The sequence below is a fragment of the Azospirillum formosense genome (assembly GCF_040500525.1).
In the GTDB taxonomy this organism is placed as follows: Bacteria; Pseudomonadota; Alphaproteobacteria; order Azospirillales; family Azospirillaceae; genus Azospirillum; species Azospirillum formosense_A.
Map to the genome: position 1 here is coordinate 517,128 of NZ_CP159405.1, position 12,031 is coordinate 529,158.

Here is a 12,031-nt window from a genome sequence, read left to right on the forward strand (position 1 = left end):
GCCTCAGCCGAACCGTCAGTCGCCGGCGTGCATCGGCTCGGCACCCTGCAGGGGGTGGGCGCCGGCGCGCTTGCTGCCGAACAGGCGGTAGACCGCGACGAAGAAGACCGGGACGAACAGGATCGCCAGCACGGTGGCGGAGATCATGCCGCCCATCACGCCCACGCCGATGGCGTTCTGGCTTTCCGAGCCGGCGCCGCTGCTGGTCGCCAGCGGCAGCACGCCCAGCACGAAGGCCAGCGAGGTCATGATGATCGGCCGCAGGCGCTGGCGGCACGCCTCGATGGCGGCGTCCTTCAGCTCCATGCCCTCGTCGTAGAGCGCCTTGGCGAACTCCACGATCAGGATGGCATTTTTCGCCGACAGGCCGATGGTCGTCAGCAGGCCGACCTGGAAGTAGACGTCGCTGGGCAGGCCGCGCAGCGTGGCGGCGAGCACGGCGCCGATGACGCCCAGCGGCACCACCAGGATGACCGACACCGGCACCGACCAGCTCTCGTAGAGCGCCGCCAGACAGAGGAAGACGATCAGCATGGACAGGGCGTAGAGCGCCGGGGCCTGCGAGCCGCTCAACCGCTCCTCGTAGGACAGGCCGGTCCATTCATAGCCGACGCCCGGCGGTAGCTTGGCCATCATCGCCTCCATCTCCTGCATCGCCTCGCCGGAGCTGATGCCCGGCGCCGCGGAGCCCTGGATGTTGAGCGACGACATGCCGTTGTAGCGCTCCAGCTTCGGCGAACCGTAGGTCCATTGCGCCGTGGTGAAGGCGGAGAAGGGCACCATCTGCCCCATGGCGTTGCGCACGAACCAGCGGTCGACGTCGCTCGGCTGCATGCGGTAGGGGGCGTCGGCCTGGAGATAGACGCGCTTCACGCGCCCCCGGTCGATGAAGTCGTTGACGTAGGAGGATCCCCAGGCCGCCGTCAGGGTCGTGTTGATGTCGGTCAGCGACAGGCCGAGCGCGCTGGCCTTCTCGCGGTCGACGGTCAGCTTGAACTGCGGCGTGTCCTCCAGCCCGTTCGGGCGGACGCCGACCAGCTTGGGATTCTGCGCCGCCTGTCCCAGCAGCTGGTTGCGCGCCTGCATCAGCCGGTCGTGCCCGACGCCGCCGCGATCGACGAGCTGAAGGTCGAAGCCGGTGGCGTTGCCGAGCCCCGGAACCGAGGGCGGCATGAAGGCGAAGACCACCGCGTCCTTGGCCTTGGACAGAGCGCCCATGGCGCGCCCGGCGATGGCCGTCGGCTTGCGGTCGGCGGACTCGCGCTCGCTCCAGTCGCGCAGGCGGACGAAGGCCATGCCGGCGTTCTGGCCGCGGCCGGCGAAGTTGAAGCCGGCGATGGTGAACAGGCCCTCGACGCTGTCCTTCTCGCTCTCCAGGAAATAGGTCTCGACCTGCTTGGTGGTTTCCAGCGTGCGCTCGATGCTGGCGTTCGGCGGGGCCGACCACAGCACGAACATGGTCCCGCGGTCCTCCTGCGGCAGGAAGGAGGAGGGCATCTGAAGGAACAGGTAGGCCAGACCGCCGACGATCAGCGCGTAGGCGATGCCGTAGCGCCCGAGCCGCGACACCGCCCCGCGCACGCCGCGCAGATAGACCCGGCTGCTGGCGTCGAAGCCGCGGTTGAACAGGCCGAAGAAGCCGCGCCTGGCCTGGCCGTGGCCCTTGGCCACGGGCTTCAGGATGGTGGCGCAGAGCGCCGGGGTCAGCACCAGGGCGACCAGCACCGACAGCGCCATCGCCGACACGATGGTCAGCGAGAACTGGCGGTAGATGGCGCCGGCGGAGCCGCCGAAGAAGGCCATGGGGACGAACACGGCGGACAGCACCAGCGCGATGCCGATCAGCGCGCCGGTGATCTGGCCCATCGACTTGCGGGTCGCCTCGCGCGGGGGCAGCCCCTCCTCGCTCATCACGCGCTCGACGTTCTCCACCACCACGATGGCGTCGTCGACCAGCAGGCCGATGGCCAGCACCATGCCGAACATGGTCAGCGTGTTGATCGAGAATCCGAACAGCGACAGCACGCCGAAGGTGCCGAGAAGCACCACGGGGACCGCGATGGTCGGGATCAGCGTCGCCCGGAAGTTCTGCAGGAACAGGTACATCACGACGAAGACGAGGATGATCGCCTCGATCAGCGTCTTGACGACCTCATGGATCGACAGCTCGACGAAGGGCGTCGTGTCGTAGGGGTAGATGACCTCCAGCCCCTCGGGGAAGAAGGCCGACAGCTCGGCGATGCGCGCCTTCACCGCCGCGGCGGTATCCAGCGCGTTGGCCCCGGTCGCCAGCTTGACGCCCAGGCCCGCCGCCGGCTTGCCGTTGTAGCGGGCGGTGATCTCGTAGGTTTCCTGGCCGATCTCGATGCGCGCGACGTCGCGCAGCCGCACCTGCCCGCCGTCGGGATTGACGCGCAGCAGGATGGCGCCGAACTCCTCCGGCGTCTGCATGCGCGACTGCGCCATGATGGTGGCGTTGATGCGCTGGCCGGGCACCGCCGGGGCGCCGCCGAGCTGGCCCGCCGAGACCTGCGCGTTCTCCGCCTTGATGGCGTTGGTGACGTCGATGGTGGTCAGCTGGTGGCTGTTCAGCGCGTCGGGGTCCAGCCAGATCCGCATGGCGTGCTGCGGGCCGAACACGGTGATGTCGCCCACGCCCTCGACGCGGCTGATCGTGTCCTGGAGGTTGGAGGCCACATAGTCGGCGATGTCGCCCTGGGTCAGCCGCCCGTCGCTGGACACGAAGCCGGCGACCATGAGGAAGTCGTTGCCGGCCTTCGACACCTGGAGGCCGCGCTGCTGCACCTCCTGCGGCAGGAGCGGCACGGCGAGCTGGAGCTTGTTCTGCACCTGGACCTGGGCGATGTCCGGGTTGGCCTCCGGCTCGAAGGTCAGGGTGATGGTGACGTTGCCCGACGAATCGCTGTTCGACGACATGTAGCGGAAGTGGTCGAGCCCGGTCATCTTCTGCTCGATGACCTGGGTGACCGTGTCCTCCAGCGTCTTCGCGGACGCGCCGGGGTAGCTGGCGGTGATGGACACCGTCGGCGGGGCGATCTTCGGGTACTGCTCGACGGGCAGGCCCAGGATCGCCAGACCGCCCGCCAGCATGATGACGATGGCGATGACCCAGGCGAAGACGGGCCGGTCGATGAAGAATTTCGACATGGATCGGTCCTCGGTCTCAGCGCGCCTGCGGTCCGGGCAGGGCCGCCACGGCGGCCGGCGCCGGGACCGGCTTCACCTCGCCCCCCGGCTTCACCTTCTGCAGCCCCTCGACCACGATGCGCTCGCCCGCCTTCAGCCCGTCGGAGACCAGCCAGGCGTTGTTGATCGCCCGCTCGGTCTTGATGGTGCGCGGGTTGACCTTGTTGTCGTCGCCGACGACCCAGACGCGGGCCGAACCGTCCGGACCGCGCTGCACCGCCTCCTGCGGCACGGCCAGCGCGTTCTCGGCCACGCCCTGCTCGACGCGGGCGCGCACGAACAGGCCGGGCAGCAAATTCAGGTTCGGGTTCGGGAAGACCGCGCGGAGCTGGACGGAGCTGGTGCCCGGATCGACCGACACGTCGGAGAACTGAAGCTCGCCGCGCTGGGGATAGGGGGCCTCCGCCGCGTGCAGGAACAGCGAAACGGGGATCTTGCCGGGCTCGGCCGGGCGGATGCGCCCGCTCTCCATGTCCTGGCGGAGCTGCATCAGCTGCGAGGCGGTCTGGGTCACGTCCACATAGATCGGGTCGAGCTGCTGGACGGTGGCGAGCGCCATCGCCTGGTTGGCGGTGACCAGCGCGCCTTCCGTCACGGCGGACTTGCCGATGCGGCCCGAGATGGGGGCGAAGACCTTGGTGTAGTCCAGATTGATGCGCGCCAGATTGTAGGCGGCCTTGGCGGCGGCGAGCTGCGCCTCGTTCTGCTTCAGCGCGGCCATTGCGTCGTCGTAGTCCTGCTTGCTGACGACGCTGCTGCGCACGAGGTCGCCGTAACGGGCGGCCTTGTTGCGGGCGGCCTGCAGGTTGGCCTCCGCCTTCTGGATGTCGGCCTGGGCGACGGCGAGGTTGGCCTCGTAGGTGGCCGGATCGATCTGGTAGAGCTGGTCGCCCGCCTTGACGTCGCTCCCCTCGGTGAAGAAGCGCTTCAGCACGATGCCGCTGACCTGCGGGCGGATCTCCGCCACGCGGTAGGCCGCGGTGCGGCCCGGCAGTTCGGTGGTGACGGACAGGCTCTGCGGTTGGACGGTCGCCACCGCGACCTCCGCCGGTCCGGGCGCCGGCTGGCCCCCGGCGGCGTGCTTCTTGTCCTGGCAGGCGCCCAGCACCACGGTCAGGGAGGCGGCCACGGCAAGAGACAGAAATGCGTTCCTGTTGAACATCCGTTCCTCGTGAAAACGCCGTGATGCGGCGATGAAATGTCCTAATGAGTCGGGGCCGCTCCGCGTTCCGCCCTTCGTTCCAGGCCGGCCTCCGGGGCTGGCGGAACAGGACGGTGCGCGCGGACGGTGCGAAATGACCCCTTTATTCGTACTGTCTCATACAGTACACTGTACCGGACGATACATTCAGAACGACCGTTCGCGCAAGGGGGAACCGCAATGCCCGACAAGGGGGCATCCACACCGCTCCAGGGCGGCATCGCCGGATTTGGCACCGGTGGACTGGGCACGGGCGGCTTCGACACGCCCGGCTGCGGCCCGCGCGGACAGGCGCGCTGCCGGGCGCTGCTCGACGCCGCGGCGGCGCTGTTCGTGGAAAAGGGATTCGCGCTGACCTCGCTGTCCGACATCCTGCGGCAGGCCGGCGGATCGCGCACCACGCTCTACGAGCATTTCGGCGACAAGGAGGGGCTGTTCCGCGCGGTGATGGAGCGCCACTGCGACCGCGTGCTGGAGGAGATGTCGGCCATGCGCGCCGCCGGACCGGCGGCGATGGCCGAGGGGCTGGAAGAGAATCTGTACCGCGTCGGCCTGCACGTCGCCGGCACGCTGACCATGCCGGAGACCACCGCCATCCTGCGCATCCTGGTGTCGGAGGGCGGGCGCATCCCCGACATCGCCCAGGCCTTCTTCCGGGTCGGCCCGGAGAAGACCATCGGCTGGCTTGCCGACTGTTTCCGCGAGCTGTCCGAGGCGGGCCGCCTGCGCATCGACGATCCGGAGGGGGCCGCCCACGCCTTCATCGGCATGGTGGTCGGCGATCTGCTGACCAAGCGGCTGATCCTTCCGGACGAGCCCGTCTCCATGGAGGAGCTGGAACGTTACGTCCGCCAGTCCGTGCGGTTGTTCCTTGCGGGGACGCGGCCCTGAGCGGGATCGGGAGCGGCGTATTGCCGTCTTGCCAGCGGGGGCGGCAACGGTCATAGCTCCCGCGAGGATGCGCGCGCTCGCTGTGGCGTTGCCCCCACCCCGGCCCTCCCCCGCTTCGCGGGAGAGGGTGACTTCCGCGAAGCGGCGGCAGTCCCCTCCCCTGCGAAACGGGGGAGGGTTAGGGAGGGGGCGAGGGCCGCCAGCGCAAGGAAAAAAACCGATGGACCGGGGAAACGCCAAGGAATTGACGGACAGGACAACAGACAAGGACACATCCACGGTCGGACCGCGCGGCCGGGCGCGCCGGCAGGCCCTGCTCGACGCGGCGGCGGCGCTGTTCGTCGAGAAGGGCTTCGAGAAGACCACGCTGACCGACATCATCGGCCGGGCCGGCGGCTCGCGCGCCACCCTCTACGAGCATTTCGGCGACAAGGAGGGGCTGTTCCGCGCGATGATGGAAGAGAACAGCGCCCGCATCCAGGAAGGACTCGCCGCCATCCAGGCTGACGAGCGGGCCGCGCCCGAGGACGGGCTGACCCGCTTCGCCCTGCACATCGTCGCGGCGCTGTTCGACGACCGCACCATGGCCATCGTCCGCGTGCTGGTGTCGGAAGGCGGACGAATCCCCGACATCGCCGAAGCCTTCTTCCGCATCGGCCCGGAAACCGCCCAGCGGCGGCTGGCCGACTATCTGGCGCGGCAGACCGCCGCCGGCGCCCTGTCCGTCGCGGAGCCGGAGGCCGCCGCCCGCGGCTTCATCGGCATGATCACCGGCAACATCCTGCTGCGCCGCCTGATCCTGCCGGAACAATCCTTCTCCAGGGAGGAGACGGAGCGCTACGTCGGACGGGCCGTCGCTCTCTTCCTGACGGGCGCCCGCCCCATGGCGAAGCACTGACCTTGGGCTGAGGGCGGCACGGCCGGGCGAGGAAAGCGTTAGGACCGAAGGATAGGCGTTGCAACATACTTCGGTATGTTAGGGTTCACACGATCGCTTCCTTCATCCCATCGGCCCCTGGGCCGGGACGGTCGATCGTGTCCATGGTCCGCTGGCTTCTGCTGCTCGTCTTCACCCTGGCCCCGCTGATCGGGTTCGAGGTCTATTCCCACACCCGGCTGCGGGCGGAGCGGGAGGCCGAACTCGGTCAGGAGGCGTTGCGCCTGCTCGACCTGATCGATGTCGAGCAGGGGCGGATCATCGACGACATCGAGCACATCCTTGCCACGCTGGTGGAGGCGAACATCGCCGGGCCGGGCTGCCAGGAGACGATGGAACGCCTGGGGCAGCGCCTGCCCAGCTACCTGACGCTGGGCTTCGCCGACCGTTCCGGCACCGTCCGGTGCGCCACCGACCGACGGATCGTCGGGACCGGGGTCGCCAACCAGCCGGAGGTCCAGCAGGCCCTGTCAACCGGCCAGTTCGCGTTGGGGGACTACATCGTCGCGGAAGGGCTGGGGCGTCACGTCCTGCCCTTCGCCATGCCCTACGCGCGCGACAAAGCCCGTGTTTCCGGAGACGGTTCCGATCCCGTGGTCGCGACCGCCCTGCTCGACCTCGACTGGCTGCGGCAGTATCAGGCCCACAAACCGCTGCCTCCGAACACGACGGTGCTGCTGGCCGACAACAACGGCACCATCATCGTCCGCGTGCCGGACATTCCGGGGCTGGTCGGCCAGCCGCTGCCGGAGCGGCTGAACCTCTTCCTGAGCGGCGACCGGACGGCGACGGCCCTGACCGAGGGGTTGGACGGGGTGCCCCGCATCGTGGCCTATTCTCCTCCCGGCGTGAACGGCAACGGGCTCGCCGTCGCGGTGGGCATCGATCACGCGGCCGCCTTGCGCGCCGTCGACGTGGTGGCGCTGCGCTCCTGGTTTCCCTTCCTGGTGATCCTGCTGCTCACCCTGACCGGCACCGCCTGGGGAATCGGGCGCCTCACCCGGCAGCGCGAGACGGAACGGGCCTTGCTCAAGGCCGTGCTGGAGCATCTGCGCGCCGGCGTGGTGGTGGCCGAGGCGCCCACCGGACGGGTGATCCTGCACAACGGCGCGGCGGAACGGCTGATCGGCCAGCCGCTGGGCCGGATCGAGCGCGTCGAGGACTACCCCCGCCCCTTCACCGGCGGCCCTGCGGAAGAGTCCGGGGAGCTGCCGCTGGTCCGCGCCCTGCGCGACGGCGCGGTGGTGCGGCAGGAGGAGCTGCGCCGCGACACCCCCGCCGGCCCGATCACCTGCTTGGCCGACGCCGAGCCGGTGCGCGATCCCGACGGCCGCATCACCCTGGCCGTCGTCACGCTGACCGACCTCACCGAGCGCAAGGCCAACGAGGAAGCCCTGCGGCGGAGCGAGACCCGCTTCCGCGAACTGGTCGAGAACACACCCGTGATGATGTGGATCAACCGGCCGGACGGCGGGCGGGAATACTACAACGCCGCTTGGCGCTCCTACACCGGGCGCAGCCTGGAGCAGGGGGAGCGCTGGTCCTACATCCACCCGGCCGACTACCCCCGGCTGCTCGACTGCCGCGAACGCGGCATCGCCGCCGGCGAGTCCTATGGATTCGACGTGCGCATGCAGCGTCACGACGGGATCTACCGCTGGCACGTCTGCCGGATCAACCCGATGCGCCAGAACGGCCAGATCATCGCCTGGGTCGGCACCGCCGTGGACGTGCACGACAGCCGCATGGCCCGCGAGGCGGCGGAGCAGGCCGACCGCTCCAAGAGCCGCTTCCTGGCCGCCGCCAGCCACGATCTGCGCCAGCCCATGCAGTCCATGTTCTTCTTCGCCGAGGCGCTGCACAGCCACGTCCATTCCCCGCGCGGGCGCGACGCCCTGGCGATGCTGGAGCGCGGGATGGAGACGCTGAAGGGCCTGCTCGACAGCCTGCTCGACGTCTCGCAGCTCGACGCCGGGGTGATCGAGCCGCGGATCGAGGACATCGCGGTCAAGCCGCTGCTCGACGACATCGGCTCCTCCTACGCCCCGGTCGCCGCCGCCAAGGGGCTGGACCTCCAGGTGGTGAACCACCACGACCTGACCGTGCGCAGCGACCGCAACCTTCTGGGGCGCATGGTCCGCAATCTGGTGGAGAACGCGATCCGCTACACCGAGCGCGGGGTGATCCGCCTGGAGTGCCATCCCCTGGACGGTCACGCCGGCATCCAGGTCCGCGACACCGGCATCGGCATCTCCGGCGAGCAGATGTCCTGGATCTTCGAGGAGTTCTATCAGGTCGGCAATCCCGAGCGGGACCGCAACCAGGGGCTCGGCCTCGGGCTCGCCATCGTGCAGAAGCTGTCGGCCCTGCTCGGCCACCCGGTGGAGGTGCGCTCCGAACTCGGCAAGGGGTCGGTGTTCCGCATCTCCGTGCCGCTCGGCGACGCCGCGGAAATCCCGGCCCCGGCTCCCCCACCCCGCGAAACGGAGCGCGGGCGGCTGGCCGTCCTGATCGACGACGACGCCATCGTCCTGATGGGGCTGCGCTCGATCTTCCAGGACTGGGGCTACGACACCATCGTCGCCTCCTCCACCGAGGAAGCGCTGGACCGGCTGCGGGCGGCGGGCCGGCGGCCCGACGTGATGGTCGCCGACTACCGGCTGCGGGAGCACAAGGTGGGCACCGAAGCCATCCTGAAGATCCGCGAACTGGCCGGAGCGCCGGTTCCGGCCGTCCTGCTGACCGGCGATTCCGGCCCCGACGTGATGCAGGAGGCCGAACGGCACGGGATCGGCGTGATGTTCAAGCCGGTCACCGCCCGCCTGCTCCAGGAGGCCCTGACCCGCCAGACCGGCACCGCCGCGTGAGGACGCGACCCGGTTGACCATTTGGACGCGGCAACCGGGGAGGGTGCTGCGTGTTGGATGACAACAAATTTTACACGGATTTCGCAGATTTAGGCACGGATTACACAGATATTTTAATATTGGCTTGCTCAGGAATCACTGTTCGAGGAGCCAATACTGAGTAAGCATTAAAGAAAATCCGTGTCATCCGCGTCTAAATCCGTGAAGACCCTGTCGCCCCCGGGAATCCCGGACGTCTGCGGGACGCGCTATAACCCCCGCACCGTCCGGAGTCCCCGCCGCACCTGCTCCGAATCGTAGGGCTTGCGCAGGACCAGCACGTCGCGGAATTCCTCCGGGAAGATCGCGGACTCGCCGTAGCCGGTGGCGAACAGGAAGGGGATGCCCAACTCGCGCAGCCGCTCCGCCACCGGGAAGGAGGTCTCGGTCCCGAGATTGACGTCGAGAAGCGCCATGTCCGGCGGGTCTTCGGCGATGGCGACCAGCGCCTGACGGACGCTCGCCACCGTCTCCACCTGCTTGGCGCCCAGCTTCAGCAGCATGTCCTCCGCGCTCATCGCGATGACCATGTTGTCTTCCAGAAGCAGCACCGTCCCGCCCAGCGGCACGTCCGCCGCCGCGCAGGGCGTCACCGCCGTCTCGATCACCGCCGCCGGGCGTTCCGGCGCGAGGCTGGCATGGATGGCGGGAATGGTGAAGCGCGCCTTCAGCCCGGCCAGCGCGTAGGTCACCGTCGCCTCGCCCTTCAGCTCGTGCGGAACCGAGCGCTCGATGATGGTGGTGCCGAAGCCCTGACGCGTTGGCGCCTGCACCGGCGGGCCGCCGCTTTCCTCCCAGCAGAGTTCCAGGGCGTCCCGGTCGTCGAAGCTCCAGCGGACCTTCACCCGGCCGCCGCTGTCGGCGAAGGCGCCGTACTTGGCGGCGTTGGTCACCAGCTCGTGCATGATCAGCGCCATCACCGACAGGGCCGGCGGCGACAGCAGCACCTCCGGCCCCGACAGGACCACCCGGTCCGCCCGGCTGCCCAGATAGGCGTCGACCTCCGCCGCGATCAGCGGGCGCAGGGGCGAGGGTTTCCAGTTCTCCGCCGTCAGCTGGTCGTGCGCCCGCGCCAGCGCCTGGATGCGCCCGCCGACGATCTCCGCGAACTCCTCCACACGGGTGACGCCGGCCCGGCTCTGGGCCAGCAGCGCGCGGACGAGGCTGAGGATGTTGCGCACCCGGTGGTTCAGCTCGGCGATCAGCAGTTCCTGCCGCTCGCGGGCTGTCCGGCGCTCCTCCTCCGCCTGATCGGCCAGCCGCAGCACCACCTCCATCAGGGTGATCCGCAGGGAGTCGGCGATGCGCAGGTCGGCCTCCGTCCAGGGTTCCGACTGGCCGAGGACCGTCTGCTTCCACGCCTCGAAGCTCTTGCGCGGGGTCAGCCGCTGCCCGTTGGGACCGGGCTCCACGGGTTTCTCCGGATTGCCGGCCCAGGTGACGGTGCGGACCGACTCCCGGCGGAAGAAGATGATGTAGTCGCGCGGCTTGCGCGAGACCGGAATGGCCAGCATGCCGGCGGCGCGCTCGGCGAAATCCAGCGCCGGCTGGTGGACCTGCCCGATTTCGCTGGTGGCGAAGACGCGGCTGGCATGGGCGCGGTTGAGCATGCGCACCAGCCCGAGCAACTCCTCCGGCGTCGGGGTGCTGCCGTCCAGAAGGATCTGGCCGCCCAGCACGATGGCGAAGCCGTCGCTGCGGATGTAGTGGCCGACCTCGCCGCGCAGCCGCTCCATGTTCTCCATGGAGGAGGCCCCGTCGGCCATCACCGCCATGATGCGCGTGTGGAGCAGGCGCGCCTTGGCCTCGTAGGCATCCTCCCGGTCGCGTTCCACGCTTTCCAGAAGGAAGGAGAACATCTGGCCGTACAGCTCCGCCGCCGTGCGCCGCTCCAGCGACAGCCGCCGCGGCACCATGTTGTGGCAGGCGAACAGGCCCCACAGCTTGCCGCGGCGCAGGATCGACACCGACAGCGAGGCCGCGACGCCCATGTTGCGCAGATACTCGCAGTGAATGGGCGACACGCTGCGCAGGACGCTCATCGACAGGTCGAGCGGTTCGCCCTCCGGTCCGACCGGCGGCAGGATGGCGGCGGACGGGGCGTCCACGTCGTCGATGCAGCGCAGCCAGTTCCGCTCGTACAGCGCGCGGGCCTGTTTCGGGATGTCCGACGCCGGATAGCGCAGCCCCAGATAGGAGGGCATGCCGCGCACCGCGGACTCCGCGACCACCTCCCCCGCCCCGTCGCGGTCGAAACGGTAGATCATCACCCGGTCGAAACCGGTCAGCGACCGCAGCTGCCGTGCCGCCTCGCGGCAGCAGGACTCGAAGTCGGGGGTGCGCTGAAGCCGTCCGATCATCGCGCGGACCATCGAGCCGACGTCCAGTTCGCTGTCCGGTTCGCTCGGCTCCGCCTCGACGATGATCGACTGGCCGGACAGATGGACCGCGATGTCCAGCGGCAGCGCGTTGGCCGCCAGCTTCACCCGGAAGGCGCGCTCCACCGACCCGTTGATCAGGGAGAGCTGAAGCCGCCCGCGGATGGCGTGCAGCGCCTCCTCGTCCATCACCTCGGTCAGGGGAAGCCCCAGCAGCGCCTCGGGCTCCACCCCCAGCCACGCCCCGATGTTGGACGAGGCGTGCTTGACGATCCAGTCGGTCGACAGCGCGATCAGGAATCCGCTCGGCTGGATGGACCCGACGAGATGGATCGGCTCCCGGTCGCAATTGCTCAAGTCTACGCCACCGGTCATTGCCACAGCGCTCCGGTCATTCGGCCACCATCGTCATTGTTCCGGCTTTCCTCGAATCAGTTCCGTGCATCCGGAAGGGTCGATGATTTGCCGATCCCTTGGCTTACTCCATGCCAACACACCGAAGCGGTCTCAA

General features: G+C 69.1%; 6 protein-coding genes. 3 read left to right on the plus strand and 3 right to left on the minus strand.

Annotation, left to right across the window (positions count from 1 at the left end; translation table 11 throughout):
- Positions 1-15 precede the first annotated feature (15 nt).
- Together ABVN73_RS26725 and ABVN73_RS26730 are read right to left on the minus strand one after the other, a co-directional pair.
- The gene (locus ABVN73_RS26725) at positions 16-3,168 is read right to left on the minus strand and encodes an efflux RND transporter permease subunit (protein WP_353861601.1); all 3,153 of its coding nucleotides are present in this window, start codon (positions 3,166-3,168) and stop codon (positions 16-18) included.
- Between the two features lie 16 nt (positions 3,169-3,184).
- Complete coding sequence (locus ABVN73_RS26730; RefSeq protein ID WP_353861602.1) at positions 3,185-4,369, minus strand: efflux RND transporter periplasmic adaptor subunit; 1,185 nt, start codon at positions 4,367-4,369, stop codon at positions 3,185-3,187.
- A gap of 219 nt (positions 4,370-4,588) precedes the next feature.
- Here ABVN73_RS26730 and ABVN73_RS26735 point away from each other — a divergent pair, with 219 nt between their 5' ends.
- The 3 genes from ABVN73_RS26735 (at position 4,589) to ABVN73_RS26745 (ending at position 9,103) form a co-directional block, all read left to right on the plus strand.
- Complete coding sequence (locus ABVN73_RS26735) at positions 4,589-5,299, plus strand: TetR/AcrR family transcriptional regulator (protein WP_353861603.1); 711 nt, start codon at positions 4,589-4,591, stop codon at positions 5,297-5,299.
- A gap of 220 nt (positions 5,300-5,519) precedes the next feature.
- Positions 5,520-6,197 (plus strand): TetR/AcrR family transcriptional regulator, encoded by a 678-nt coding sequence (locus tag ABVN73_RS26740; RefSeq protein WP_353861604.1) that lies wholly within the window; start codon positions 5,520-5,522, stop codon positions 6,195-6,197.
- 143 nt (positions 6,198-6,340) lie between these two features.
- Positions 6,341-9,103, plus strand: a complete 2,763-nt coding sequence (locus ABVN73_RS26745) for an ATP-binding protein (protein WP_353861605.1) — start codon at positions 6,341-6,343, stop codon at positions 9,101-9,103.
- A 248-nt stretch (positions 9,104-9,351) separates the two neighbouring features.
- On the opposite strand, the gene ABVN73_RS26750 is transcribed toward ABVN73_RS26745, so the two are convergent.
- On the minus strand, positions 9,352-11,895 hold the full coding sequence (locus tag ABVN73_RS26750) for an HWE histidine kinase domain-containing protein (protein WP_353861606.1): 2,544 nt from the start codon (positions 11,893-11,895) through the stop codon (positions 9,352-9,354).
- Positions 11,896-12,031: the final 136 nt, after the last annotated feature.

Coding starts and splice junctions, on each gene's coding strand:
- ABVN73_RS26740 (WP_353861604.1), top strand. CDS start 5,520: ATGGACCGGGGAAACGCCAAGGAATTGACGGACAGGACAACAGACAAG.
- ABVN73_RS26735 (WP_353861603.1), top strand. CDS start 4,589: ATGCCCGACAAGGGGGCATCCACACCGCTCCAGGGCGGCATCGCCGGA.
- ABVN73_RS26750 (WP_353861606.1), bottom strand. CDS start 11,895: ATGACCGGTGGCGTAGACTTGAGCAATTGCGACCGGGAGCCGATCCAT.
- ABVN73_RS26745 (WP_353861605.1), top strand. CDS start 6,341: ATGGTCCGCTGGCTTCTGCTGCTCGTCTTCACCCTGGCCCCGCTGATC.
- ABVN73_RS26730 (WP_353861602.1), bottom strand. CDS start 4,369: ATGTTCAACAGGAACGCATTTCTGTCTCTTGCCGTGGCCGCCTCCCTG.
- ABVN73_RS26725 (WP_353861601.1), bottom strand. CDS start 3,168: ATGTCGAAATTCTTCATCGACCGGCCCGTCTTCGCCTGGGTCATCGCC.